The organism is Streptomyces diastatochromogenes (assembly GCF_002242805.1).
Lineage (GTDB): Bacteria > Actinomycetota > Actinomycetes > Streptomycetales > Streptomycetaceae > Streptomyces > Streptomyces diastatochromogenes.
Genome location: NZ_MCGQ01000010.1, coordinates 197,572 through 223,154 on the forward strand (window position 1 = coordinate 197,572; position 25,583 = coordinate 223,154).

Annotated in this window: 22 protein-coding genes and 1 pseudogene; 4 read left to right on the forward strand and 19 right to left on the reverse strand. The window is 68.5% G+C overall.

The features are described 5' to 3' along the window. Window positions 1-126 precede the first annotated feature (126 nt). The gene (locus tag BEK98_RS11680) at window positions 127-1,227 is read right to left on the reverse strand and encodes a hypothetical protein (protein WP_143684108.1); all 1,101 of its coding nucleotides are present in this window, start codon (window positions 1,225-1,227) and stop codon (window positions 127-129) included. 228 nt (window positions 1,228-1,455) lie between these two features. Here BEK98_RS11680 and BEK98_RS11685 point away from each other — a divergent pair, with 228 nt between their 5' ends. Further along, entirely contained in the window at window positions 1,456-2,763 is a 1,308-nt protein-coding gene (locus BEK98_RS11685; RefSeq protein WP_094216383.1) for a hypothetical protein, read from the forward strand. A 352-nt stretch (window positions 2,764-3,115) separates the two neighbouring features. Here the strand turns inward: BEK98_RS11685 and BEK98_RS48545 are convergent, their stop codons facing one another. The 6 genes and pseudogenes from BEK98_RS48545 to BEK98_RS11710 form a co-directional block, all read right to left on the reverse strand. Continuing rightward, complete coding sequence (locus tag BEK98_RS48545; protein ID WP_143684109.1) at window positions 3,116-3,601, reverse strand: hypothetical protein; 486 nt, start codon at window positions 3,599-3,601, stop codon at window positions 3,116-3,118. Window positions 3,602-4,348: 747 nt separating this feature from the next. Continuing rightward, complete coding sequence (locus BEK98_RS11690; protein WP_244201838.1) at window positions 4,349-5,530, reverse strand: hypothetical protein; 1,182 nt, start codon at window positions 5,528-5,530, stop codon at window positions 4,349-4,351. Window positions 5,531-5,863: 333 nt separating this feature from the next. Beyond that, window positions 5,864-6,028, reverse strand: coding sequence for a hypothetical protein (locus BEK98_RS48945; RefSeq protein ID WP_167444140.1), 165 nt, complete (start codon window positions 6,026-6,028; stop codon window positions 5,864-5,866). An 819-nt stretch (window positions 6,029-6,847) separates the two neighbouring features. Further along, a pseudogene (locus BEK98_RS11700) lies at window positions 6,848-6,970 on the reverse strand (winged helix-turn-helix domain-containing protein); the annotation flags it as partial. A 1,073-nt stretch (window positions 6,971-8,043) separates the two neighbouring features. Beyond that, window positions 8,044-9,372, reverse strand: coding sequence for a class I SAM-dependent RNA methyltransferase (locus BEK98_RS11705; RefSeq protein WP_094216385.1), 1,329 nt, complete (start codon window positions 9,370-9,372; stop codon window positions 8,044-8,046). Between the two features lie 186 nt (window positions 9,373-9,558). Beyond that, complete coding sequence (locus BEK98_RS11710) at window positions 9,559-11,607, reverse strand: APC family permease (protein WP_094216386.1); 2,049 nt, start codon at window positions 11,605-11,607, stop codon at window positions 9,559-9,561. Between the two features lie 436 nt (window positions 11,608-12,043). Here BEK98_RS11710 and BEK98_RS11715 point away from each other — a divergent pair, with 436 nt between their 5' ends. Continuing rightward, window positions 12,044-12,715, forward strand: a complete 672-nt coding sequence (locus tag BEK98_RS11715; protein ID WP_014675526.1) for a potassium channel family protein — start codon at window positions 12,044-12,046, stop codon at window positions 12,713-12,715. Then, complete coding sequence (locus BEK98_RS11720; RefSeq protein ID WP_094216387.1) at window positions 12,715-13,383, forward strand: potassium channel family protein; 669 nt, start codon at window positions 12,715-12,717, stop codon at window positions 13,381-13,383. The genes BEK98_RS11715 and BEK98_RS11720 overlap by 1 nt, the downstream gene beginning before the upstream one ends. A gap of 152 nt (window positions 13,384-13,535) precedes the next feature. On the opposite strand, the gene BEK98_RS11725 is transcribed toward BEK98_RS11720, so the two are convergent. The 9 genes from BEK98_RS11725 to BEK98_RS11765 form a co-directional block, all read right to left on the reverse strand. Continuing rightward, window positions 13,536-14,288, reverse strand: a complete 753-nt coding sequence (locus BEK98_RS11725) for a DUF3159 domain-containing protein (RefSeq protein WP_094216388.1) — start codon at window positions 14,286-14,288, stop codon at window positions 13,536-13,538. 3 nt (window positions 14,289-14,291) lie between these two features. Beyond that, entirely contained in the window at window positions 14,292-14,690 is a 399-nt protein-coding gene (locus tag BEK98_RS11730) for an OB-fold nucleic acid binding domain-containing protein (RefSeq protein WP_094216389.1), read from the reverse strand. A gap of 43 nt (window positions 14,691-14,733) precedes the next feature. Beyond that, window positions 14,734-15,453, reverse strand: a complete 720-nt coding sequence (locus BEK98_RS11735; protein ID WP_094216390.1) for a response regulator — start codon at window positions 15,451-15,453, stop codon at window positions 14,734-14,736. Then, a complete protein-coding gene (locus tag BEK98_RS11740) occupies window positions 15,447-18,005 on the reverse strand; it encodes a sensor histidine kinase (protein ID WP_094216391.1) in 2,559 nt (852 codons plus the stop codon). The genes BEK98_RS11735 and BEK98_RS11740 overlap by 7 nt, the downstream gene beginning before the upstream one ends. A gap of 124 nt (window positions 18,006-18,129) precedes the next feature. Beyond that, window positions 18,130-18,822, reverse strand: coding sequence for an ABC transporter ATP-binding protein (locus BEK98_RS11745; RefSeq protein ID WP_094216392.1), 693 nt, complete (start codon window positions 18,820-18,822; stop codon window positions 18,130-18,132). 77 nt (window positions 18,823-18,899) lie between these two features. Beyond that, window positions 18,900-20,069, reverse strand: coding sequence for an alginate lyase family protein (locus tag BEK98_RS11750; protein WP_094216393.1), 1,170 nt, complete (start codon window positions 20,067-20,069; stop codon window positions 18,900-18,902). Window positions 20,070-20,226: 157 nt separating this feature from the next. Beyond that, window positions 20,227-20,988, reverse strand: coding sequence for a DUF3710 domain-containing protein (locus BEK98_RS11755; RefSeq protein ID WP_094216394.1), 762 nt, complete (start codon window positions 20,986-20,988; stop codon window positions 20,227-20,229). Between the two features lies 1 nt (window position 20,989). Then, the gene (gene dut / locus BEK98_RS11760; protein WP_094216526.1) at window positions 20,990-21,541 is read right to left on the reverse strand and encodes a dUTP diphosphatase; all 552 of its coding nucleotides are present in this window, start codon (window positions 21,539-21,541) and stop codon (window positions 20,990-20,992) included. A gap of 23 nt (window positions 21,542-21,564) precedes the next feature. Then, entirely contained in the window at window positions 21,565-22,149 is a 585-nt protein-coding gene (locus BEK98_RS11765; protein ID WP_094216395.1) for a PaaI family thioesterase, read from the reverse strand. Window positions 22,150-22,207: 58 nt separating this feature from the next. Between BEK98_RS11765 and BEK98_RS11770 the strand changes: the two genes are divergently transcribed. Beyond that, entirely contained in the window at window positions 22,208-22,696 is a 489-nt protein-coding gene (locus BEK98_RS11770; RefSeq protein WP_094216396.1) for a DUF3093 domain-containing protein, read from the forward strand. A 15-nt stretch (window positions 22,697-22,711) separates the two neighbouring features. Here BEK98_RS11770 and BEK98_RS11775 read toward each other — a convergent pair whose 3' ends face one another. From BEK98_RS11775 to BEK98_RS11785, 3 genes are all read right to left on the reverse strand, one after another. Next, window positions 22,712-23,632, reverse strand: coding sequence for a hypothetical protein (locus BEK98_RS11775; protein ID WP_208643081.1), 921 nt, complete (start codon window positions 23,630-23,632; stop codon window positions 22,712-22,714). A gap of 13 nt (window positions 23,633-23,645) precedes the next feature. Then, complete coding sequence (locus tag BEK98_RS11780) at window positions 23,646-23,942, reverse strand: DUF4193 domain-containing protein (protein ID WP_037654155.1); 297 nt, start codon at window positions 23,940-23,942, stop codon at window positions 23,646-23,648. A 393-nt stretch (window positions 23,943-24,335) separates the two neighbouring features. Then, window positions 24,336-25,580: a sensor histidine kinase gene (locus BEK98_RS11785; RefSeq protein ID WP_094216397.1), complete on the reverse strand. Its 1,245-nt coding sequence runs from the start codon at window positions 25,578-25,580 to the stop codon at window positions 24,336-24,338. Between the last annotated feature and the right edge of the window lie 3 nt (window positions 25,581-25,583).

The window sequence follows — 25,583 nt, forward strand, 5'->3', positions numbered from 1 at the left end:
CCGGACACCGAAGAAGCGTCCGGAACCACCCATCAAGATCATGCCCCTTCTGGCTACCTTTTTTCTCCTGACCAAGCCCACAGACCTTGACCGAACAGATAGAAACACCCTCCGCGGCGACTGGTCTTAGGGCCTAGCGGACTGGATTGCCTCCTGCAGGTTGCTCACGGCCCGCTCAGCGTGCGCGCGGACGCTGTCCCAGGCAGCGGTGAAGTCGCGGACCGGGAAGCCCAGCCCAAGCGCGTGGTGGGCGGCGGCGAGTTCCGGCCGCGGCTTGGGGTGGACGGCGGAGTTGCGGATGACACGGATCTGGTCCAGGAGCTGCACGGCTTGGTGGACCGCGTTGCGGTCGAGCGCGGGTAGCTCGTCGGCGAGATGTTCCTCTAGTCGCAGCAGGCCCGAGCCTGGACTGCGGCCGGGCACTTTGAAGTCGCGCAGGATGTCGGTCAGGACGACCAGCCCGGAGTTGTAGGCCGCTTCGTCGTCGACGTCCAAGGCGAGGAGGCTGGATCGGTCCATGGGCGGCGGGACAACCAGGGCTTCGCCGAAGACCAGCTCGTAGGTGACGTCGAGGAAGTTCAGCGCGCGCAACAAGGAGCGCGGCTCGGTGAAGGACAGCGCCTCCGGCGGCGCAGGCGGCGACAGGTGGGCGGCGATATCGGCGAGGTAGTGGTCGAGGGTGTCGCAGTCGGCGGATGGCAGCGCGCCGATTCGGCCCGTGAGGGATGTCTTGTTGAAGCGCATGCCCGGCCACTCTCGGTCGGCGATCTGCGCCATGCGCTCCAGCAGGGGACTGGTGCCGTCGATCTCCTTCAGGACTTCGCCGAGGTTCACGTCGATATCGGGCAGGTCGAAGGGGCTGTCGAGGATCCTGTCCTGCTCCCGGGTCATCTGCTGCATATACGCCAGCAGGCCACGGGCAAGATCGCGGGCCATCTGATCATGCTGCAGGTGGTAGAGCCCCGCCATGGTCAGGTACACCGGCCCGTCGGACTGCGGGGTGAAGCCGTGCCCCCACCACCCGACGGCCCGGTAGCCGTTTGAGACCTGATCGTGGCCAATCACGGGGAAGCTGTAGAGGACCTTCGCGGCGTCGTGGCCGTGCTTTCGCATGCGGTAAGCGACGTGGAAAAAGTTCGGGAAGCGCTCGTGTTCGACGAACGTCGTCCACACGATGTCGAGGAGGAGCCGTTGCTCCTCGGTGAGCGGGTCTGTCAGGGCGGTCATGGCGTCTATCTCCAGGTGGGCAACGGACCAGGATAGAGGTGCCGCCAGCTGGGGCATATCGTGTTTCGGGTCCGTGGGCACCGGCCTTGCTCGGCGTGCCTGGGACGCCCGCACGACCGCCCTGCAGGGCGGCCCTCATCTTCATGCCGGGCCGGAAAGCTGCCGAGTGACACGTACTACGAGAAAAGGGTAGGTGTCGGCGGCCGTGCGTTGCGTCTAATAGAGGGCGTGACTGATCAGGCTTCTCCCGCGCTGTGGCGGTTCATCCAGGACGACGACCCCGACGCGTTCACGCTCATTGTGGAAACCGCGAACGGGCAGTACGTGCGGCGCATACGTCCAGCGCTACCGCTGCCGTCCGGCGTGGAGCATGGCCCGGGTGCCGAGGTGGCGGCACACACCGCTGCCGCCACCTGGGGTCTGCCCGATTTCGTCTTCCAGTCCGCCTACGTCAGCAAGGGCTCCGGTCGACGCGAGCTCGGCGACAGGCTGTTGCTCGCCGGAGGGCGTGGCGCGGTGATCCAGGTCAAGGCGCGCACGATCCAGCCCAAGGACGCGGACAGCGAGGTGGCCTGGATCCAGAAGGTGGCGACCAAGGCTGTACGTCAGGCCAAGGGCACCGTGCGTCAGTTGCGGATGCTGCCCGCAGACATGGCCAACGGCCGCGATCGCACGCTGTCTGTCGACGGCAATGCCTACGAGTGGATCGGGGTGTTCCTGCTGGATCACGAGCAAGTACCCGAGGGCACGATCTGCTCGCTGGAGCCGATCGGTATCCCCACGATCGCCCTGACACGGAGGGACTGGGACTTCCTCTTCGACCAGCTGCGCTCTACCACCGCTGTCCTCGACTACCTCTTCCGCGCCGCCGTCGAGCCTCCTGTAGCCCTGGGCGAAGAGCCCGTGCGGTACTACGAGTTCGCCGCGGCCGACGCCGAGGCACCCCCCGGCCCCCTCAACCCAGATGTCGCCGGACTCGGCGGGAGCCACTTCTCCACCCCCTTGCTCCCGCAGGCTCCGGTGGGGTCAGATCATGCTCACCGGGTTATGCGAATCATCATGGAGGACGTCGCCACCAGCGCCATCCGCTCACAGATGAGTGAGCCCAACCAGCAGCTCCTCCTCTCCGACCTGGACAAGCTGCCGGTCGGAGCGCGCGCTGAGTGGGGACAACTGCTGCTGGACATGCTGGCCGACGTGCGTGAGGTGCCCGCTGACGAATCCAAGTGGCGCTGGCGCCGTTCCATCGACCCGTCCGGCACCCGCCAGCTCATCTTCGGATGTGCCACGCGCTTCGGTCCCGAGGTGGAAGCCGCCTTCCAGTCGTACGTACTGCTGCGCCACCACCAACTCCACCAGCAGACCGGCCTGGCCGAACAGAGCTCCACCCTCGGCGTGCTGCTTACCCCGCGCACCGATGGCAGCCGGCCATGGGACACCACCTTGCTGCGCACCGAGGGCGACAATGAACTGAGCTCCGAGGAAGTGGAGCGATACACCGAGCTCTGGAATCCCCAGCCCGCCGAAGCTTCCTGAGCGCGGTCTTCGCCGTTTAGCTGATGGCAAGGATGCGGTGCTCGATGATCACGAAGTCCCGCTAACGGTCGTGATGGTGCCTGATGCGTTCGCGCGTGTTGATGACCGGGGAAGTCGCCGCGCTCGTGCAGCGCGAGGTTGCCGGCGGCGCCGTACATGGAGAACTCGACAACACCGGTGTTCCGCAGTGGTCGGAGACCGTGGTGGCGGCGACCTCGCCGAGCTGCCGCGCGTTGGGCTGCAGGAGCCAGTTCCTGGTGTCCGTGTACAGACCACGGGTGACTCCCGCGTGGTCTTCGACGAGTTGAGGGAGATGGGTATGCGCTCATCTCCTGCGGCAGAACGAGGCTGATCAGTCGTTACGCATCGGCGGACTTGCGATTGAGTTCCGCACGGTGCGAACGAATACCGCCCTATTCTCTTCGGTCACCTGAATGTTGCGTTTAAAGCCCTCCAGGAAGCGCGCTCCTTCGTTGTTTATTTCGTCCCCTAGTTCCCCGAATGCGGTCATCCTGCTGAGCCACTCTTCCCCCTCTCCCATGGAGTGCTCCGCATTTTCAAGAATCCGCTCCAGATCCTCTATGGAATAGCGTTCCTGCAAGGTCTCTAGGTCGCCAGCGTGGGCGAGTACCTGATTCAGCTGCTCAAATTTGAGATCTGGCGAGAGTTCGCGGATATGTCTTTCCTGCTCCCGTAGGCGTGCGATAGCTGCCTCGATGTATTGGCCGAACTTTTCTTCTCTCTCGATATTCTCCATGGTTGCGTCAGAGATCGCCTGAGAGGCTTGAGCGACTTCTTCAGGGCCAAGAATAGATATGCGACGCGCACGTTCCAGCATGCGAGTGGCAGCTTGATGCAGTTCTGTACGATAGGACCTATGTTGGCCCTCCTCTGCTGGACGGGCCAGCTCCTTTCGCCTGCGGGTGCACTCGTCCCAAGCGTCGAGGAATCCCTCGCAGGCGGAAAGACGTTGTTGCCGTAGCCAATGGGCGTGTTCGTTCGCAGCCTGGTCGTGTGCCTGTCCACGCACAGCATCAGCGCTCTTGTCTGCTCCGGCCTTGGTGGCCCATGCCGTGAAAGCAGCTCCCAGTATCGAGCCGAGAAGCCCGCAACCTGCCGCTATCAGTGCGACGACTCCCTCATCCACAAGAGGCCATGATGCACGAGGAGTTGGTGCCGTAGTAGTGGACAGCGAAGTTTACGAGCCGAACAGTGCCTGGGTCGCGCCGAGCAGCGAGGTCAGCCTGCTGAGGGCGCACAACAGAACTTTGCAGTGGGGCAGTTGGGGGGTGCGAGGTAGGGCATACAGGAGGAGATGCGACCTGTAGCGACGCATTGGGAACGGTGGCCCCTGTCTTGGTATAGATGCGGTCGGCACCTACGACGGTGAGCAGTAGCCGGCCGACAAGTCCGCGATCCCACGTGAAGTGCAGGAGCATGCTGCCGTCTGGCAGATCGCCCGGGCGCCCACAGGGCAGCCGGTTACTGGGCTGTGAAGACACCCTTGCTCGGTATGACGAGGGGACCTGCTCTGGTCCCCGGGCACTCTACATACGTGGGGCATCCGCCCGTTTGCGTCGAGCTCTCAGCTTTCGGCGCTTGGCCGACGCCGGGGGAAAGCATCTCCGATCGGCCAATCCTCAGACAGACCAAGAGACGTGCGGATGGGGCGAGCCGCTGACTGACGTTCGACGTGAATATCAACCAATTGCACTGTTTCCCAGGTGGGGAGAACGGGGGCCGGGAGCGAGTCAGGTGCGGGGCTTTGCCAGAGGACTGGGGCCTTCTTCGCCCATGTCCAAGGTGCCGGATTGTCGACGGTCAGTACGCCGCTGACCCGGCTATGGGTCTGATCTTGCGCAGCAGTCCAGTAGCCGTCGGCATTGCGACCGAAGGTCGATCCGGTGTGGTGGGCGTACTCGACCGAGGTCCCGTACAACGCGCTTTCGGTGTCCTCATCCTCGGGAAAGACCGCTGAATTGCCAACCGCCACGATGAATGGCAGCCCCAATTCGCCGTACTTCCTGCCCTTCTTTCTCACGGCTTTGAGTACCCGATCTGAGTCATCGGCGACCCACACCGAGGGATGGAAGCCGATTGTCCTGCTCGTCGGATCGCCTCGCCTGCCGGGGCTGCGGGGGATCGCCTCGAAGCTGAGGCGCCAACCTGCCTCCTGCCAGGTATGCCTGGGTAGCGGCACCTTCTGCTCATACTCGGCAGTGACCTGGTCGGGGTCCAAGCTTGCCAGCCATCGTGTCAACTCGTTCTTCAACCGCCGTTGCTGCGGTGTGGTCGAGCCAACGCTGTCAACCTTGTACGCCACGTAGAAGTTTGGGCTCGGAACGCGGTCAATCACGTCCACCACCTGAGGCGGGAGCGAGCGGCTCCCGGTTGCGTCCAGATTCTCGGCCGTCCAGATCGCCTCGACAACGAATTGCTGGTCGCCACGGGTGACCAGGAAGTCTGGGTACTTTCCCCCTGTGCCTATTTGCTGCTCGATCTCCACGGTGCAACCGGATCCGCGCAGCATCTCGTGCACGTACAGCTCCCACAGCGCGGAGAAGACGTTCGCGTCGGAATTGCGATCGCGTAGCCGACTGCGCAGGCCGGGCTGAGCATCGGGGGGCAGGTGTGACCACCACTCGTTGATCACATCTCGAACCTGGTCCCAGAACGGACCGGCGATCCGTTCGAAGAATTCGGCATCCGACTCCGATGCTCGCTTCGGTGTCACATCTGTCCGATGTCGGCTTATGTACACGCCCATGACGAACGATCATAGATTGCTCCGTGCGCTGCTCCCACGGGTTTTCTGGAGCGTCCCGGCGACGCTTGGGTTGAGTCCGAGCTGTCGCCGTCGTCCGCACGCCCTTGATGATCGTGCGCCGTCACTCGCTGCCGACGGAGACGCGGAGCAAATGATCAGCAGTGCCCGTTCAGAACTGACCAGCACCTGCGGCTGTTCCGAAACGGAACGCCGCGCCCTTTCGTCACCAGGCCGGCCGCAGAGATTCAGCTCGGCGGTGACAGCGGTCTCGGCTGCTGAGCGCCCTGGGACTGGCGCCGTCCGCCCGCCGCCCAGGCGGTGCGAGGGCAGAGGTCAGCCCTGGTCTTCCTCCTGATCGTCCCGCAAGGCGTCGCGCACGGAGCGCCAGGCGCGGATTGCGTTACCGATGTCCATCAACAGCCCTCGAAGTTGGCGAATGAGAACCCGCGCAGCACAAATGGCAGTAGCTACTTCGAATTCCACCGCGAGCCCGCTCATCGGCTGCTCCCCACCTCGGGCACCAGCCTCTCCGTCTCACACCGCGAAGTCTGTACCCCGCTGGGTACATTTCGTGATCACCCTCGGCTTCACCCGCACGATTGGACGGACACGCGGCTGAACTCAACGAGCCGAGCCACTTTGAGGCACCACGTACAACACTTGCCGCCGTGAGGGCGCGGGTCAGCATCAGAGTTGATGCCTTTGCTGATCTTGAAGATCTACGCCACGGGAACGTGGCTGAGCCGATACACCCAGGCTGCCCGTCGAACGGGCTGGCGTCTGTAGGGTCGAGCCCACTTTTTTCGATCTTGGATGGATCCGCAAGCGTGGCCCGCCCAGAGTGTTCCGTGCAGTTCATGCGGGGTGCCCTGCGTGAGCGATCCGTGAGCGGACGGTGTGGCACGACCCATCGGTAGGTGGATCGCCGCTTACGGCGCATGCGCTCTGACCTGGTGGTTCCGGACACCGAAGAACCGTCCGGAACCACCCAGCAAGCTTTGGCCACGACATTTAATCCATTGGTTGGGGGATCGAGTCCCACAGGGCCTACCGGTGGCGGGGAGGTAAACGCCTTCTGACCTGCTACGCAGCGCCTGAGCCAGCTCCGGTTGGCTCAGGCGCTGCGTCGTTTCGAGCCAGCGCGAGAGCGGATGTGGCCTGCGGATCGGTGCCGCTTGGGCGGACGAATCAGCAGCTGCCGGACGCGACCGGGGGATCAGCTTGGCTGCCTTCTCGGCGGCTCACGGTCCAGCTCAGGGAGCGGGCTCGTGAACGTGTCCGAGGTCAGCATGATGGTGGAGTGCCGAAGCGTCTCCTTCACCGGCGTACGGTCTCGATCAGGGCCGGCATGCGCAACTTGGCGCGCAGGGACGCGACATGCACCTCCAGGTTGCGTCCAGTCCCCTCCCAACTGGTGCGCCACACCTCGCGGATGATCTGCGTGCACGCGCGTGTGTGTCAACGCAGTCACGCTGATAAACGAGGGCGACGTCAAGTGGGTTCCGGCTGCTCATGGCTTCCGTCATCCAGCCGATGCGTGCCTTCCAGCAACTGCCACGACGCGTGTGCGATTGCTATCGGATCGTGATGCTCAGATTCCCCTCAGATGTAATGACGCAGGTCGGAGGGGGTGTCTACCTTCTTCCTCAAGAAAGGCTCAACAGGAAGGGCTCAGCACGCCCAGGCCAGCTGGGGGCGTGACGAACTGCCTTCAGCGACGCGGGGCGCTTCCCCGTCCGGCCGAAGGGGGGTCGGCTCTCATGCCGTCCCGTCGATCCGGGAAAGACCGCCAGCCGAAAGCGAAGGGGAAGTGGAGGAGTCGCTTCAAGAGGGACATCCCACTCCGCTTCAGGCCAGACACCGTGTCCGCGGCCTGCGAGGTTCTGCTGGTCGTCGCGTACTTCTACGACCGGTGGAAGTGACCCTAAGGGCCGCGGCCTCAGCTGAAAGCTGAGGCCGCACCATCAAGGCCAGAGCCTTCGCCCCGAAGAAGCCCACGGCTCGCACCCGGAGGGACGGGCGGGGCTCTGGCAGCCGCCTGGCCAGCATCAATTCGATGTCGCCTATGACAGTCGCCGCGACCCTACCTGACCCGTCGCGCGGAGCGTAACTGCTGATGGCTGCGAGGGGCGTTGAGCCTTCGCCCAGGATGGCGTTCCGCAGGCACGGGGCGGCATCCTCCTCCAGCTCCATCAACTGGCACGAGCGCGAGACAGCCGAAAGGTCATATGTGCGGGTCAGCGACACACGGTCACCCAACGCGGCAAATCGCAGCGCTCCCTGGTCTCTTCCGGGACATCCGACCAGCAGGATCCAGCAACTCTGCGCGCAGCGTCGCCGGCCCTCGGTTCAGCATCGATATTCGCTATCCCGACAAGACCTGACCTGCCCAACAGGCCACCTGACACCCCATCAGAACGAGCGTCAAATGAGCGTCACGAGCGTCATTTCAGCGTCAAGATATCGCCCGTAACGCCCACACCGCACATAATGCGCACGCACAAAACCGCAGGTCAGGAGCCCTTCGCGGCCGGTTCGAGGATGGCGACACACTCCACGTGGTGCGTCATCGGAAACAGATCGAACGCCCGAAGCATCCGCACCCGATACCCACCGTCCCGGAAGTACCCCAGATCCCGAGCCAGCGCAGCGGGATCGCAGGCGACGTAGGCGATGCGGCGGGCGCCGAGGGAGGAGAGGTGTTCGACCGTCTTGCGGCCGGCGCCGGCGCGGGGCGGGTCGAGGACGATGAGGTCGACCTCGGTGATGCCGGTGCGCGGGAGGACGGACTCGACCTTGCCCTGTTCGATGCGGACGCGCGGGAAGTCGGCCAGGTTGTGACGGGCGTCCTCGACCGCCCGCTTGCCCGACTCGATGCCGAGGACCGCGCCCTTCTCGCCGAGGCGGTCGGCGAGGGCGCCGGCGAAGAGGCCCACGCCGCAGTAGAGGTCCAGGGCCATCTCGCCCTTGCGGGGCAGCAGGCCCTGCATGACCGCCTTCACCAGGGTGTCAGCCGACTGCGGGTGGACCTGCCAGAAGCCGCCGCTGCCGACGCGGTAGGTGCGGCCGTCGGCGCGCTCGCGGACGAACGCGCGGCCGTGGACACGGTGGATGCCGCCGTCCTTCTCGTCGACGCGCATGACGGAGACGGGCCTGTCCAGCTCGACGAGGGGCAGCCGGGCACCGGGCCGTGGCTCCAGGATCACCATGCGGTCCTGGGATCCCGTCGCGGCGATCGCCTCGACGGACGCCATGCCGGCCCAGTCCCGGTCCTCGATGCCGAGTTCGCTGACACCGGGCGCGGCGATCATGCAGTGATCGATCGGTTCGACCTCGTGCGAGCGGTGGCGGCGCAGTCCGGCGTTGCCGTCGGCGTCCACCGCGTACTGCACCCGCGTCCGCCACTGCGGGACCTGACCCGCCGGGAGCTTGTCGCCCTCGGCCGGCATGACGGTGCCGTCCCAGCCCGCCTCCTCCGGGGTGAGGCCCGCGAGCCGTCGGAGCTGCTCGGCGATCACCTCGCCCTTCAGCCGCCGCTGGGCGCCCGGCTTGGCGTGCTGCCAGTCGCAGCCGCCGCAGCGGCCGGGGCCGGCGAAGGGGCAGGGGGCCTCGACGCGGTCCTTGGAGGCGTCCAGGATCTCGACGGCGTCCGCCCGCAGGAAGCGTGCGCCCTCCTCGCCCTCGGTCACCCGGGCCACCACCCGCTCGCCGGGCAGCGCGTGCCGGACGAACAGCACCTGGCCCTCGGAGGTACGGGCGATGCAGTGGCCGCCGTGGGCGACGGGGCCGATCTCGACCTCGTACTCCTCGCCCACCAGAGACTTGGTCGGTTCTGCCTGCATGGTGGGGTGACTCCAGATCGGGAGGGGACTGCGGGGACGGTGCGGGACTGGGCTGCGGGAAAGAGAGAGGCCGCAGGCCGGTGGGGCTGACAACAGCCCACCAGTCTACGGCCTTCCCCGGACGGCTCGGTCCTCGGCGCCTGAGTCCTACGCGACGCAGTCCTCGGCGCCTCAGCCCCGCACGCCTCAGTCCTTGCCCGCCGCCTCCTTGGGCCGCTCCGCCGCCGGACCGCGCCGCACCGCACCCGGCGCGCTCCACTCCTGCCGCTTGCGGGCGCGCAGCTTGGCCGCCTCGGAAGAGGCCAGCTGGTAGGGGACGGAGGTCACCATCACGCCGGGAGTGAAGAGCAGGCGGCCCTTCAGGCGCAGGGCGCTCTGGTTGTGCAGCAGGTGCTCGTACCAGTGGCCGACCACGTACTCGGGGATGATCACGGAGACCGCGTCGCGCGGGGACTCCTTGCGCAGGCCCTTGACGTACTCGATGATCGGCCGCGTGATCTCGCGGTACGGCGAGTCGAGGACCTTCAGCGGTACGTCGATGCCGCGCCGCTCCCACTCCTCCTGCAGCACCTTGGTCTCCGCCGGGTCGACGTTGACGGTGAGCGCCTCCAGGGTGTCCGAGCGCATCAGCTTGGCGTAGGCCATGGCGCGCAGGGTGGGGCGGTGGATCTTGGAGATGAGGACGACCGAGTGGACGCGGGAGGGGCGGACACTGTCGTCGGTCGGGCCCTCGGGGGCCGCGATCTCGTCGGCGACGCGGTCGTAGTGCTTCCGGATCGCGGTCATCGTCGCGTAGAAGATGCACATGCCCAGCAGGGCCACCCAGGCGCCGTGCGTGAACTTCGTGACGAGGACGACGACCAGCACCAGGCCGGTGAAGAAGGCGCCGAACGCGTTGATCGCGCGGGAGCGGACCATGTGGCGGCGCTTGGCCGGGTCCCGCTCCGTCGCCAGGTGGCGGTTCCAGTGCTTGACCATGCCGGTCTGGCTGAGCGTGAAGGACACGAACACGCCGACGATGTACAGCTGGATCAGGCGGGTGGAGTCGGCGCCGTAGATGACCGTCAGCAGGGCCGCCGTGCCGGCGAGCAGCACGATGCCGTTGGAGAAGGCGAGGCGGTCACCGCGGGTGTGCAGCTGGCGCGGCAGGTAGCGGTCCTGGGCGAGGATCGAGCCGAGCAGCGGGAAGCCGTTGTACGCCGTGTTCGCGGCCAGGAACAGCACCAGGGCGGTGGCCGCCGCGAGCACGATGAACAGGAGGCTGCCCTTGCCGAACACCGCCTCGGCGACCTGGGAGATCACCGGGTTCTGGACGTAGCCGGAGCCGAGCGCGATGCCGTTGTGGATCAGGTCGGTGGCCGGGTTCTCGGCCATGCGGACCTTGGTCACCATGGCGAGGGCGATGATGCCGCAGAACATGGTCACGGCCAGCAGGCCCATGGCCGCCAGCGTGGTCGCGGCGTTCTTGGACTTGGGCTTGCGGAAGGCCGGGACGCCGTTGGAGATCGCCTCCACGCCGGTGAGCGCGGCACAGCCGGAGGAGAAGGCGCGCAGCAGCAGGAAGACCAGGGCGAAGCCCGCGAGGCCCTGGTGCTCGGCCTTGATGTGGTAGTCGGCCGTGGGCGCCCGCATGGTGTCGCCGAGGACCAGGCCCCGGAACGCGCCCCACGCGATCATGATGAAGACGCCGCCGACGAACACGTACGTCGGGATCGCGAAGAGCTTGCCCGACTCCTTCACGCCACGCAGGTTCATCAGCGTCAGCAGGACGATCACGGCGACGGCGCAGAGCACCTTGTGCTGCACCACGAAGGGGATCGCGGAGCCGAGGTTCTCGATGCCGGAGGCGATGGAGACGGCGACGGTCAGAACGTAGTCGACGAGGAGCGCGCTCGCGACGGTGAGGCCGGCCTTGGGGCCGAGGTTGGTGGTGGCGACCTCGTAGTCGCCACCGCCGCTCGGGTAGGCGTGGACGTTCTGCCGGTAGGAGGCGACGACCGTGAACATCAGCACGACGACCGCGACCGCGATCCAGGGGCTGAAGTGGTAGGCCGACACGCCCGCGATGGACAGGACCAGCAGGACCTCCCCCGGCGCATAGGCGACGGAGGACAGCGGGTCGGAGGCGAAGACGGGGAGTGCGATGCGCTTCGGCAGGAGCGTTTCGCCCAGCCGGTCACTGCGCAGTGCGCGCCCGATCAGGATCCGTTTGGGCACGTCGGTCAGTTTGGACACGACAGAGGATGGTAGGCCTTCGAACTGGCAGCCGCCCACCCGGCATCCCGGTTCTGCCTCATGAGTGAAATCGCGGGCGCACGGAACTGCGGATTCCGTGGTCCGCGCGCCCTCCGTGTCTAGATGGCAGACCCCGCCAGTCATCGCACCTCGGAGGTCCCATGCCCGCGCCCGCAGAGCTGATCGGGGCCACGGTCGCCCTGGTCGGCCTCGGAATCCTGACCCTGTTCAGCGTGCGCAGCATCACTCGCCGGTCGGCGCCGTCGGGCACGCGCCGGTGAGCGGTGCCCCGTGATCGCCACCGGGCGATCACAGCAGGTGAGCACAGGAAACCCTGACACAGGGGTGCCCGCCCCGAACCGCTCGTGTGTAGCTTTGGGCGTCGGTCTGAGACCCTGATGCTGAGCAGTAACTTTTGGACACCGGAAGGACGGTCGTGCACATCGTCATCATGGGCTGCGGAAGAGTGGGTTCCGCTCTTGCCCAGACCCTGGAGCAACAGGGACACACGGTCGCCGTGATCGACCAGGACCCCACCGCCTTCCGTCGGCTGGGCCCCGGATTCGGTGGCCGCCGGGTCACCGGGGTCGGCTTCGACCAGGACACCCTGCGCGAGGCGGGCATCGAGGAGGCCGGCGCCTTCGCCGCCGTCTCCAGCGGCGACAACTCCAACATCATCTCCGCGCGCGTGGCCCGCGAGATGTTCGGCGTGGAGAACGTGGCCGCCCGTATCTACGACCCCCGCCGTGCCGAGGTCTACCAGCGCCTGGGCATCCCCACCGTGGCCACGGTCCGCTGGACGGCCGACCAGATGCTGCGCCGCCTGCTGCCCTCGGGTGCCGAGCCGCTGTGGCGCGACCCCACCGGTGGCGTCCAGCTCGCCGAGGTGCACGCCTCCCCGAAGTGGGTCGGCCACAAGATCAGCAAGCTGCAGGAGGAGACGGGCGTCCGCGTGGCGTTCCTGACCCGCCTGGGCGAGGCCATCCTGCCCACCTCGCAGACGGTGCTGCAGGAGGGCGACCTCGTTCATGTGATGATGCGGACGGACGACGTCGACAAGGTCGAGGCGGCGTTCGCCGGAGGCCCGGAAGAGGAGGGCGGTCACTGATGAGGGTCGCCATTGCCGGAGCCGGCGCCGTCGGCCGCTCGATCGCGGGCGAGCTGCTGGAGAACGGCCACGAGATCCTGCTCATCGACAAGGCCCCGACCGCCATCTCGGTGGAGCGGGTGCCGCAGGCGGAGTGGCTGCTGGCCGACGCCTGTGAGATCACGTCCCTGGACGAGGCGGCGCTGCAGCGCTGCAACGTGGTGATCGCCGCGACCGGTGACGACAAGGTCAACCTGGTCGTCTCGCTGCTCGCGAAGACGGAGTACGGCGTTCCGCGCGTCGTCGCCCGGGTGAACAACCCCAAGAACGAGTGGCTGTTCAACGAGTCCTGGGGCGTCGACGTGGCCGTGTCCACGCCGCGTCTGATGTCCGCCCTGGTCGAGGAGGCGGTGAGCGTCGGCGACCTGGTCCGCCTGCTCCGCTTCAGCCACGGCGACGCCAACCTCGTCGAGCTGACCCTTCCGGAGGAGTCGGCCCTGGCCGGCACCCAGGTCGGCGACGTGGAGTGGCCGCAGGACACCACGCTGGTCACGATCATCCGCGGCACCCGCGTTCTGACCCCGTCCAAGGAGGACTCCCTGGAGCCGGGCGACGAACTCCTCTTCGTGGCCGCGCAGGCCCGGGAGGAGCAGCTGGAGGACCTGCTGTCGGTGCGACGCGAGAGCTGAACCCATGAGAAAGGGCGCCCTGGAAACCCTAGGGCGCCCTTTCACTTTTGAACTACCGAGTCGGGATGGGGGTCCCCCCGCGCGAGCGCAGCCGAGCGTGGGGGAGGGTGGGCATAGGCCCGGGGGTCTGGGGGCGGAGCCCCCAGGGACGGTCACCCCTGCCGACGGTGCCGACCCGCCGCCTCCGCAGCTGCCGCCTTCTTCTCCTCGGCCGCCTTCTCCTCCGCCTCCATCTCCGCGAACACGTCGATCGGCGCGGGCGCCTTCGCCAGGAAGACCCAGGTGAGCCAGACCGCCAGCAGGAACGGCGGGATCTTCAGGGCGACCAGCACCCAGCCGAGCTGGGCGGTGTTGGCCCACCAGTACAGCGGGAAGAGGATCGCGCACTTGGCGAGCAGGATCAGACCCCAGGCCCAACTGGCCTTCGCATAGGCCTTCTTGCGGCCGGGGTTGCGGGTGCGCCAGGAGAGGTTCTCCTTGAAGACCGGGCCGAGGATGAGACCGATCAGAGGGACACCGGCGAGGGTCGTGATGATGTAGGCCAGCGCCAGGCCCAGCGTGTAGAGCATGCCGGGGAGGTAGAAGTCCTTGGCATTGCCCGTGAACATCGCGAACAGGACGCCGAAGGCCACGCCGAAGACACCGCTGAAGGCGTGCTTGACGGTGTCCTTGCGCACCAGCCGGACCACGACCAGCACCAGGGACACCGCCAGCGCGGCGATCGCCGAGATGTGCAGGTCCTTGTTGACCGTGAAGATCGCGACGAAGAGAAGGCCGGGCAGGACCGTCTCGACCATGCCTCGGACACCGCCGAACGCCTCGAACAGCGCGGCCTCGGTGACCGCGCGGGCGTCGTCCGACTGAGTCTTTTCGGTGTCTTCGGTCGGCTTGTCGAGGGACGTCACCGGCTACTCCCGTCCGAGGGGTCGCAGTTCGTATTTCGGATTGAACAGCACCCGGCGGCCCCGGCTCATCGAGATCCGGCCCGATGCGATCAGCTTGCGCCCCGGTTCTATGCCCACGATGGAGCGCCTGCCGAGCCACACCACGTCCAGCGCGGCCGAGCCGTCGAACAGCTCGGCCTCCAGGGCCGGCACTCCGGCGCGCGGGCGCAGGGTGACCGTGCGCAAGGTACCAGTTACGGTGACGATCTGCCGGTCCAGGCAGTCACCGATCCGGGTACATCCCGCGGTCTCGGCGTCTTCCCGCAGCTCCTCGGACTCCAGGTCCTCCTGCGAGGTGGAGAGCCGGTCGAGCATGCGCCGGAACCGGCCGGCCGGCTTTTCGGAACGAGGAACAGCAGTCATATCTGAAGCGTACCGGGGCCCACCGACGGCGCCGTAGTGCAGCTCACTTCTCGAACCGGTACCCCATCCCGGGCTCCGTGATGAAGTGCTTCGGGTGCGACGGATCCGCCTCGAGCTTCCGCCGCAGCTGGGCCATGTACACCCGCAGGTAGTTGGTCTCCGTCCCGTACGACGGCCCCCACACCTCCTGCAGCAGCTGCTTCTGGCTGACCAGGCGGCCGGTGTTGCGGACCAGCACCTCCAGCAGGTGCCACTCGGTGGGGGTGAGCCGGACGTCCTTGCCGGAGCGGTTGACCTTCTTGGCGGCCAGGTCGACGGTGAAGCCCTCGGTCTCCACGGTCGTCACGTCGTCCTCGCCCGGCCCGACCGGCTCGGCCCGGCGTACCGCGGCCCGCAGCCGGGCCAGCAGCTCGTCCATGCCGAAGGGCTTGGTGACGTAGTCGTCGGCGCCCGCGTCCAGTGCCTCGACCTTCTCGTCGGAGGAGTGACGGGCGGACAGCACCAGGATCGGCACCCGGGTCCAGCCGCGCAGCCCCTTGATCACCTCGACGCCGTCCATGTCCGGCAGGCCCAGGTCGAGGACGACCACGTCGGGGTGGCGGGAGGCGGCGAGTTCGAGGGCGGTCCTGCCGTCGGCGGCCGCGTCCACCTCGTACTTGCGCGCCTTGAGGTTGATCACGAGGGCGCGCACGATCTGCGGCTCGTCGTCGACCACGAGCACCCTCGTGGAGGTCTGGGGGGTCCCCCCAGTGGTGCTCACCATAGGGTCTGCCTTTCTGGTTCTGTGCCGGCCTCCGCGAGGGGGAGGGGCTCGGGACGCGATCCTGCCGCGCGCAGGCTGAGCACCATGGTGAGCCCGCCACCCGGCGTGTCCTCGGCGTTCAGGGTGCCGCCGATCGCCTCGGCGAAGCCGCGGGCCACCGCGAGGCCGAGGCCGACCCCGGCGCCGCGCGGGGCGTCGCCATACCGCTGGAAGGGCTCGAAGATACGATCCTTCGCCTCGTCCGGCACCCCGGGCCCGCGGTCCACGACGCGCACCTCGACGCGGTCGACCAGGGCGCTGGCGGACACCAGGACGCGCTGTCCGGGCGGGCTGTACTTGACCGCGTTCTCCACCAGGTTGGCCACCGACCGCTCCAGCAGGCCGGGGTCGACGGCGACCATGGGCAGCGTCTCGGGGACGTCCAGGTCGACGCTGTCCTCGGGCACACCACCCAGGGCCATCGGGACCACCTCGTCCACGTCGATCTCGCGGATGAGCGGGGTGACGGTGCCGGTCTGCAGCCGGGACATGTCGAGCAGGTTGCCCACCAGGTGATCGAGCCGGTCGGCGCCCTCCTCGATGCCCTCCAGCAGCTCCGCCTGGTCCTCCTCGGACCAGGCCACGTCGTCGGAGCGCAGCGAGGAGACGGCGGCCTTGATCGCGGCGAGCGGGGTGCGCAGGTCGTGGCTGACGGCGGCCAGCAGGGCGGTGCGGATGCGGTTGCCCTCGGCGAGCGTCCGGGCCTGGTCGGCCTCCTCCTGGAGGCGCCGGCGGTCCAGTACGACGGCGGCCTGCGCGGCGAAGGCGGCGAGCACCCGGCGGTCCTCGGCGGGCAGTACCCGGCCGGTCAGCGCGAGCGCCATGTGGTCGCCTATCGGCATGTCGACGTCGGCGTCCTCGGGCCGCTCCAGGGACGGCCCGAATCCGGCGCGGCCCGCGCAGGTCCACGGCTCGACGTCGCTCGCCCGTTCCAGCAGGGCGGCCGACTCCATGGCGAAGGTCTCCCGGACCCGCTCCAGCAGCTCCTCCAGGCCGGTCTCGCCGCGCAGCACGTTGCCGGCGAGGAAGGAGAGGATCTCGGACTCGGCGCGCAGCCGGGCCGCCTGATGGGTGCGGCGAGCCGCCAGATCGACCACCGACGCGACCGACACGGCGACCCCGAAGAAGATCGCGATGGCGACGATGTTCCTGGGGTCGGCGATGGTCAGCCGGTGCAGGGGCGGGGTGTAGAAGTAGTTCAGCAGCAGGGAGCCGAAGGCCGCCGAGGCCAGGGCGGGCAGCAGACCGCCGACCAGGGCCGCGGCGACGGTGACGGCCAGGAACAGCAGCATGTCGTTGGCCAGGCCGAGGTCGACGGTGTTCAGCAGTACCGCGAGGATCGCCGGGCCGGCCAGACCCACCAGCCAGCCCCAGATGATCCGGGCCCGGCCGAGCCGCGCACCCCTGGCCACGGGCAGTCCGCGGCCCTTGGCGACCTCCTCGTGGGTGACGATGTGGACGTCGAGGTCGGGGCCGGACTCCCGGGCGACCGTGGCGCCGACGCCGGGCCCGAAGACGTACTGCCAGGCCTTGCGGCGCGAGGAGCCGAGCACGATCTGGGTGGCGTTGACGCCGCGCGCGAAGTCCAGCAGCGCGGCCGGTATGTCGTCGCCGACCACATGGTGGAAGGTGCCGCCGAGGTCCTCCACGAGGGTGCGCTGGACGGCCAGCTCCTTCGGGGAGGCCGAGGTCAGCCCGTCGCTGCGGGCTATGTAGACCGCCATCACCTCTCCGCCGGCGCCCTTCTCGGCGAGCCGCGCGGCGCGCCGGATCAGGGTGCGTCCCTCGGGGCCGCCGGTCAGACCGACCACGATCCGCTCGCGCGAACCCCAGATCGTCGACACCTGGTGCTCGGTGCGGTACTCGTTCAGGTACTCGTCGACCCGGTCGGCCACCCACAGCAGCGCCAGTTCGCGCAGGGCGGTCAGGTTGCCGGGCCGGAAGTAGTTCGACAGGGCCGCGTCGACCTTGTCCGGCTTGTAGATGTTGCCGTGCGCCATACGCCGGCGCAGTGCCTCCGGTGACATGTCGACCAGCTCGATCTGGTCGGCCCGCCGCACGACCTCGTCGGGCACCGTCTCCCGCTGCCGCACCCCGGTGATCGACTCCACCACGTCACCCAGCGACTCCAGGTGCTGGATGTTGACGGTCGAGATCACGTCGATCCCGGCCGCCAGCAGCTCCTCGACGTCCTGCCAGCGCTTGGTGTTCCGGGAGCCGGGGACGTTGGTGTGCGCCAGCTCGTCGACGAGGGCCACCTGGGGACGGCGGGCGAGGACCGCGTCGACGTCCATCTCGGTGAAGGCGCTGTCCCGGTACTCGATCTCCTTGCGCGGTATCTGCTCCAGGCCGTGCAGCATCACCTCGGTGCGCGGCCGGCCGTAGTGCTCGACGTAGGCGACGACGCAGTCGGTGCCCCGCTCCACCCGGCGGTGCGCCTCGGACAGCATGGCGTAGGTCTTACCGACGCCCGGTGCCGCGCCGAGGTAGATCCGAAGCTTGCCGCGTGCCATGGCCCCATTGTCTTCCGGTGACTGTTGCGTACGCAGCGTCGACCTTACGGCCAGCGATGCGGACAAAAGGGACGATGGCCCGGTCAGCGGGGGTCTTTGACGCAACTCTGACGGCCGGACGGCCTCAGTGCTGCACGATCTCCCCGTCGCGCAGCTCCAGCACCCGGTCGGCGAGGTCGAGCAGGGTCGCGTCGTGCGTGGCGACCAGCGCGGTGGCCCGCTCGCTGCGGACGACGGCCCGCAGCAGCTCCATGACGGCGTGGCCGGTCTCGGCGTCCAGCTGGCCGGTGGGCTCGTCGGCGATGAGCAGAGCGGGGCGGTTGGCGAGGGCGCGGGCGATGGCGACGCGCTGCTGCTGGCCGCCGGACAGCTCGCCCGGCCGCTGGGCCGCGTGGTCGGCGAGCCCGACGAGGGAGAGCAGCAGCTCGACGCGCTCCTCGCGCTCGCTCGGGTCGGCCCGGCGCAGCCGCAGCGGTACGCCGACGTTCTCGGCGGCGGTGAGGATCGGGATCAGCCCGAAGGACTGGAAGACGAAGCCGATCCGGTCCCGGCGCAGCTCCAGCAGCCCGTTCTCGCCGAGCCCGGCCAGGTCCTGCCCGCCGACCTCGACCCGCCCCCGGTCGGGGGTGTCGAGCCCGCCGACGATGTTCAGCAGGGTGGTCTTGCCGGAGCCCGAGCGCCCCTTGAGGGCGACGAGTTCGCCGCGCGGGACCTCGAAGGAGACCCCGCGCAGGGCGTGGACGGCGGCGGCGCCGCGCCCGTACGACTTGTGGACGTCCTCGACGCGCACCATGGTCTCGGTGAGCACCTGACTCATTCCGCCTCCCCCGTGTCCCCGCGTCCCCCGTGGGCCGGGCGCCAGTATCGCCGCGGGACGCCCGGCCGTTCAACGGTTCAGTTCGGGTTGTCGCCGTGGGTGAGGGTCTCCCAGGCGACGAAGAGGTTGTTGCTGCCGGCCGGGCGGTTGTTCTGGGTCAGCGTCTGGGTGTTGGTCATGGCGATGCCGAGGCGGTTGTGCAGGGCGTTGTAGCCGACCTCGGTGACCGGGCCGAGCCCGAGCTTGAGGGAGCCTCCGCACAGCCAGCTGGGAACGGCCGCGCCGAGCTGATACTTGGCCTGGAAGCCGAGCGCCTGTCGCAGCCGCTCGCCGACATCGGTGCCGTACAGGTCCTGGCCCTGGATCCGGCTGGTCTCGGCGACGTGCGAGATCGCGGAGATGCCGTACCCGGTGTGCACAAAGTCCCGGCAGGTCTCCTGGGTGAGCCCGGTGACGAAGGTGGACTGGCCCTGCCAGTAGGAGACGATCTTGTCGCGGGTGTCCAGGTTCTGGCTGGGCACGGTCTTCGGCAGGTCGCCGTCGGAGGCGAGGTAGACGTAGGCGGCCGCACGAGTGCGGAACCTGGCCATGGCGGTGTCGTACGACGCCTTGTCGTCGAGGAAGACGGAGATGCCGACGGCCGCCTCCGTCATCGACAGTTCCCAGTTGCCGTTGGAGTTGGAGCCCTTGATGACGACCGGCAGATAGACGTTGCGGAGCATGGTCGCGAAGCGGCCGGAATTGGCCCAGCTTCCCGTGTACGTGTACTTGATGATCTCGGCGGCCTTGGGCCAGGAGGAGCCCGCCCAGCCGGTCTGCAGGGGCGCGTTGCTGTTGGTGTGGCTGGTGATGGTGGCCGACCAGGCGTCCATGATCTGGATGGCCTTCTGGGCGTAACGCGGGTCGCGGGTGACGTACCAGGCGAGCGCGTCGGTGTAGGCGGCTATCGCGTCCTCGCGCTCGTCGGTGCAGCCGTAGTTGGGGTTGGAGTAGGAGCCGCACTCCACGGTGGCCCGCGGCTTGGGTGTGCGGTTCAGGTCGGCGTACGGGCTCGCCATCATCTGGTCGTAGGCGCCCTTCCAGGGCTGGGCGCCGGCCAGCACCTTGCCGCGGGCGAAGTCCAGCTGGCTCTGGGAGACGGTGACTCCGGGGTGGACGAAGGCGGTGGGGGCGGAGTGGGCGGCGGGTGCCGTGAGGGCGCCCAGCAGCAGGGCGGCCAGGGCGGCGAGCAGGCCGGTACGGCGCATAGCGACTCCGTTCTTGTATGTGAACGTGGAGCGCCTTTGTGAACGCAGGCGTTGAGCCGAGACCGTAGGTACAGACCAATCCGCCGTCAAGGGGTCCCGCACGCGCGCATGCGAAAGGGCCGCACCCCGTGGGGTACGGCCCTTCGTCGTAGCGTTGTCAGCGAACCTCGGTGATCTCCGGTCCGCGCTGCAGCTGGCCCATGCCACCGGAGAAGCGCGAGCCCTCCTCCTGCTGGACGCCCTCGGGAACCATCTGGGCGTCGTTCGGCAGCTTGAGGACGATCGGGTCGCGGGGCGCCATCGGGCCCTCACCGCGGACCACGACGGTGTCCCGGAAGATCTGCTCCAGCAGGCCTGCGGCCTGCGGCTGCACGGCGGCCTGGCCGGAGATCACACCGCGCAGGAACCAGCGCGGGCCGTCGACGCCGACGAACCGCACGACCTGGAAGCCGCCGGTGCCGTCCGGCAGCTGCACCGGCACCTGGGCGCGCAGCTCCCAGCCCAGCGGACCCTCGACCTCGTCGACGATGCCGCCCTGCTGCGTGATGCCGCCCGCGATCTCCTCGCGGACCTCGCCCCAGATGCCCTCGCGCTTGGGCGCCGCGAAGCCCTGGAGCTGAATGGCGCTGTCGCGGAGCACGACGGTCGCCGCGACGATCGCGTCACCGGCGACCTCGACCCGCAGTTCCATGCCGTCGACGCCCGGCACCAGAAGACCGCCGAGGTCCACGCGGCCCTCGCCCGGCTCGCGCACCTCGGTGCTGTCCCACGGCCCGTCGGGCCGGGGCTCGGGCTCCAGCCGGACGCGCTCGCGCCCGGCCTCTTCCTCGTCCGCCTCGGTGTCGACGCTGTCGACGACCTGCTCGGCCTCGCCGGCCGCGTCCTCGGCGGCACCCTTCTTCTTGCGACGTCCGAACACGTCACTGTCCTTCCCGGTCGGATACGACCGAAGCGTATCGATTCCCACCCGTCCCGCCGCTCACGGCGGCCGGACCGCTTGTGCCGCTCTCGCCGCCCACCGAGGCGTGGCCACCGGTGGACCCGAAGCCCCCTTCGGCCCGCGCCGAGCCGGGAAGTTCCGCCACCTCCTGGAAGCGGACCTTCTCGACCTGCTGGACGACCAGTTGGGCAATCCGGTCGAAGCGCTCGAACCGCACGGCCTCGCGCGGGTCGAGATTCACCACGATCACCTTGATCTCCCCACGGTACCCGGCATCAACCGTCCCCGGGGCATTCACGAGGGCGACACCGCAGCGTGCGGCGAGGCCCGACCGCGGGTGCACGAAGGCCGCGTACCCCTCCGGGAGGGCGATCGACACACCCGTGGGCAGCACGGCCCGCTCACCGGGCTTCAGTTCGCAGGCCTCGGTGGTGCGCAGATCGGCTCCGGCGTCCCCGGGGTGTTCGTACGCCGGAAGCGGTACGTCCGGGTCGACGCGGCGGATCAGCACGTCCAGGGGGTCGCGGCGCAGCGGGGCGAGGGAGTGCTCGAAGGTCACGGGTTCACCTCGAAGGCGCGGGCCCGGCGGATCTGGTCCGGGTCGCTCATGGCGGCCTGGATCTCCTCCTCGCGGCCGTGGTCGATGAAGTGGTCGACCTTCACCTCGATGAAGAGGGCGTCCGCGCGGACGGCGACAGGTCCGTCGGGGCCGCCGATCCGGCCGGTGGCGGTGGAGTAGATCTTCCGCCCGGCCACGGCGGTGACCTCCGCCTCCAGATGCAGCGCGGTGCCCACCGGGACCGGCCGCACGAAGTCGGTCTCCAGCCGGCCGGTGACGGCGATGGTCCGCAGCAGCCAGTTCAGCGAGCCGAGGGTCTCGTCGAGGGCGCTGGCCAGCACTCCGCCGTGCGCGAGGCCGGGGGCGCCCTGATGGGCGGCCTGGACGGTGAACTCGGCGGTCAGCGAGACACCCGCACCGGCGCGCGCCTCCAGGTGCAGACCGTGCGGCTGCGCGGGACCGCAACCGAAACAGTGTTCGTAGTGGGCACCGAGAAGCTCACCGGGTGCGGGAGCGTCGGGGTGCCGTACCGGTTTCACCGCGTCGGCGGGGGGCTGAAGAGCTGCGGAACTACCACTCACAGCCGCAGACCTTACCCGCGCGTCGGCCATATCCAGATACCGTGCCAAGCTTGCCCCCATGCAGCTCTCCGCCACCCTCTACGAAGAACGCCTCACCGCCCCCCGCTCGTGGTGGCTGATCAGCTTCCTCGTGGGCGTCTCGTTCGCCCTGATCCTGCTCCCGTTCGGCACCCTGCCGCTGCTCGGCGGCCTGGTCGGCGGTACGGCCGCGGCCGCGGTGGTGGCCAGCGCCTACGGCTCCCTGCGCATCCGTGTCGTGGGCGGTTCGCTGATCGCGGGCGAGGCGAAGATCCCGGTCTCGGCGCTCGGCGACGCGGAGATCCTGGACCCGGAGGAGGCCCGCGCCTGGCGCACGTACAAGGCCGACACCCGCGCGTTCCTGCTGCTGCGCGCCTACATCCCCAGGGCCCTGCGGGTGGAGGTCACGGACCCGGAGGACCCGACGCCGTACCTGTACCTCTCGACGCGCGAGCCGGAACAGTTGGCGGCGGCCATCGAGGCGGCCAAGCACCAGGCCAAGGACCAGGCCGGGGACCAGCAGGCATAACCGGGTGCGGGGACGTCAGTCCCCCCACTCCTCGGGAGGCTCGGCCAGTTTCAGGGGCTTCGCGGGCTTCTCCAGCGGCGGCAGCTCAGGCAGCGCGTCCCACGGCACCTGGATCTTCCGCAGGTCCGACCGGATCCGCGCGGCGAGCTTTCTGGTGTCCCGGCGGTTCATGACCGCCCCCACCGCCGCGCCCACCATGAACGGCATGAGGTTGGGCAGGTCCCGGACCATCCGCTTCATGATCTGCTGACGCAGCTCGCGTTTCATCTGGCCCCCGAGGGCCGAGTTGATCGTCGACGGCTTCATCACGTCGATCCCGCGCTCTCCTGACCAGGAGGACAGATACGCGGTACTGCGGGCCATCAGGTTCCCCGGCGGTCGCAGGCCGTACACCTCGTGCAGCTCGGCGATCAGCTTCAGCTCGATCGCCGCGACCCCGGTGATCTCCGCGGCCAGCTCGGTCGGCATGGCAGGCGGCACCGGCAGCATCGCCGCCGCCCCGATCCCGGCCCCGACCGTCGAGGTCGCGCCGGCCGCGCCCGCCACGAGCTTGTCGGCGATCTCCTCGGGCCCGAGACCCGGGAACTGCCTGCGCAGCGTCGCGAGGTCGCGCACGGGGATACGCGGGGCGATCTCGATGATCCGGTCCGTGAGGTACGCCAGCCCCGCCCGCGCGCGGCTGCCGCCCATACGGGCGCCTTCCCGGGCCAGATCCCGGGCCTTGTCACGGATCACCGCGGCCCGTCGCCTGGCGACGGGCGCGGGCCGCCGCACCGGCGTCGGCAGGCCTTCTGGGCCCGACGCCGGTTCGAGCGAGGCTCCCACGTCGGGTGAGCCCCGCTCGCCGTCACGCGCGCCGTGCGGGCCGTCGTACGGCCCCTTGTCCGCTCCCGGCAGGGGGAAGCGGCGCTTCCGTGGAGGGGTCGAGCCAGTCACGGCCGACCCGTCCTCAGTCGCAGTCGCGGCAGATCGGCTGACCGTTCTTCTCCCGGGCCAGCTGGCTGCGGTGGTGCACCAGGAAGCAGCTCATGCAGGTGAACTCGTCCTGCTGCTTGGGCAGCACACGGACGGCCAGCTCCTCGTTCGAGAGGTCGGCGCCCGGCAGCTCGAGGCCCTCTGCGGCCTCGAACTCGTCGACGTCCACCGCGGAGGTGGTCTTGTCGTTCCGGCGGGCCTTCAGCTCTTCGAGGCTGTCGGAATCGACGTCGTCGTCGGTCTTACGTGGTGTGTCGTAATCGGTTGCCATGTCGCTCTCCCCCTCTGGGTGTCTGCGGTGTCTCCAGCGCACGTAACGCGTGAGAGGCCGGACTTGTGCCCGACCTGAGGCGGAGATTTTGCCTCACATCAAGGTCTGTTACTCAATCGACACCCAATCCGATCTCCCGAGAGTGATCGGCTTGGATGGCGGTGAGGACCGTACACGGTTCGAATGCCGCACCTCAAAGGCGCCTCACCGTGTACTTCCCGTGATCAAGTGCCCTGAAAACCAGGATTTTCCCGGCTTTACGACTCCTGTCATGATCACGGAGAGTACATGGCCGGAAATCCGCCCATGTGATCGATCACACAGGGTAAACCCGATCGAGCGCCCGGAAAATTCCGCGCAAAGCGAACATCCTCCGCGTGTGTCGGATCTTCGTCACAACGGCATGGTGACGCGCATCACCAGACCGCCGCCCTCGCGGGGCTGCGCCACGATGTGGCCGCCGTGCGCGCGGGCCACGGACCGGACGATGGACAGGCCGAGGCCCACACCCTTGTCACTGCCCGTGCGCTCCGTACGGAGCCGTCTGAAGGGCTCGAAGAGGTTGTCGACCTCGTACGCCGGCACGACCGGCCCGGTGTTCGAGACGGTCAGCACCGCCTGCCCGTGCTCCACCTCCGTGGTGACCTCGACCCAGCCATTCTCGGCCATGTTGTAGCGCACGGCGTTCTGTACGAGGTTCAGCGCGATCCGCTCCAGCAGCACACCGTTGCCCTGCACCACGGCCGGTCTGCGCTCGCCGCGGATCTTGACGCCCTTGGCCTCCGCCTCGGCGTGCACCTGGTCGATGGCCTGGGAGGCCACCTCGGCCAGGTCGACCGGTTTGCGCTCGACGATCTGGTTGTCGCTGCGGGCGAGCAGCAGCAGGCCCTCCACCAGCTGCTCGCTGCGCTCGTTGGTGGCCAGCAGCGTCTTGCCGAGCTGCTGCAGCTCCACCGGGGCGTTCGGATCGGACAGGTGCACTTCCAGGAGCGTGCGGTTGATCGCGAGCGGTGTGCGCAGCTCGTGGGAGGCGTTGCCGACGAAGCGCTGCTGGGCGGTGAAGGCCCGCTGGAGGCGCTCCAGCATGTCGTCGAAGGTGTCGGCCAGCTCCTTCAGCTCGTCGTCCGGGCCGTCCAGCTCGATCCGGCGGGACAGGTCGGAACCGGCCACCTGACGGGCGGTGCGGGTGATCCGGCCGAGCGGGGACAGCACGCGGCCCGCCATCGCGTAGCCGAAGGCGAAGGCGATCACGGCGAGGCCCAGCAGGGCCAGCAGCGAGCGGCTGAGCAGGTCGTCCAGGGCCGCCTGGCGCTGGCTGTCCATGCACTCGCGGACCGCGTCGTTGAAGGCCTGCAGCGACAGGCCGTTGGTGATCGCGTGGCAGCTGGGGCTGGCGACGTTCAGGCTGTTGAAGCCGACGATCTTGAACAGCGGCTGGTTGCCCGTGTTGATCGCCTGCGCGGCCAGCAGATAGATGATCGACAGCAGCAGGATGCCGGCGATCAGGAACATGCCGCCGTACAGCAGCGTGAGGCGTATCCGGATGGTCGGGCGCAGCCACGGGAAGGGGGGCTGCGGCCGCCGGGGGTCCCAGGTGGGTTTCGGGGGCGTCTGGGGCGGCGCCGGTGTCGTGGCCACGGC

Excerpts from the sequence above, each read along its gene's own strand:
- BEK98_RS11740 (WP_094216391.1), bottom strand. The coding sequence starts at position 18,005 with ATGGCACGCGGCAAGCTTCGGATCTACCTCGGCGCGGCACCGGGCGTC.
- BEK98_RS11735 (WP_094216390.1), bottom strand. The coding sequence starts at position 15,453 with ATGGTGAGCACCACTGGGGGGACCCCCCAGACCTCCACGAGGGTGCTC.
- BEK98_RS11720 (WP_094216387.1), top strand. The coding sequence starts at position 12,715 with ATGAGGGTCGCCATTGCCGGAGCCGGCGCCGTCGGCCGCTCGATCGCG.
- BEK98_RS48545 (WP_143684109.1), bottom strand. The coding sequence starts at position 3,601 with ATGCTGGAACGTGCGCGTCGCATATCTATTCTTGGCCCTGAAGAAGTC.
- BEK98_RS48945 (WP_167444140.1), bottom strand. The coding sequence starts at position 6,028 with ATGAGCGGGCTCGCGGTGGAATTCGAAGTAGCTACTGCCATTTGTGCT.
- BEK98_RS11705 (WP_094216385.1), bottom strand. The coding sequence starts at position 9,372 with ATGCAGGCAGAACCGACCAAGTCTCTGGTGGGCGAGGAGTACGAGGTC.
- BEK98_RS11690 (WP_244201838.1), bottom strand. The coding sequence starts at position 5,530 with ATGGGCGTGTACATAAGCCGACATCGGACAGATGTGACACCGAAGCGA.
- BEK98_RS11770 (WP_094216396.1), top strand. The coding sequence starts at position 22,208 with ATGCAGCTCTCCGCCACCCTCTACGAAGAACGCCTCACCGCCCCCCGC.
- BEK98_RS11750 (WP_094216393.1), bottom strand. The coding sequence starts at position 20,069 with ATGCGCCGTACCGGCCTGCTCGCCGCCCTGGCCGCCCTGCTGCTGGGC.
- BEK98_RS11745 (WP_094216392.1), bottom strand. The coding sequence starts at position 18,822 with ATGAGTCAGGTGCTCACCGAGACCATGGTGCGCGTCGAGGACGTCCAC.
- BEK98_RS11680 (WP_143684108.1), bottom strand. The coding sequence starts at position 1,227 with ATGACCGCCCTGACAGACCCGCTCACCGAGGAGCAACGGCTCCTCCTC.
- BEK98_RS11730 (WP_094216389.1), bottom strand. The coding sequence starts at position 14,690 with ATGACTGCTGTTCCTCGTTCCGAAAAGCCGGCCGGCCGGTTCCGGCGC.
- BEK98_RS11780 (WP_037654155.1), bottom strand. The coding sequence starts at position 23,942 with ATGGCAACCGATTACGACACACCACGTAAGACCGACGACGACGTCGAT.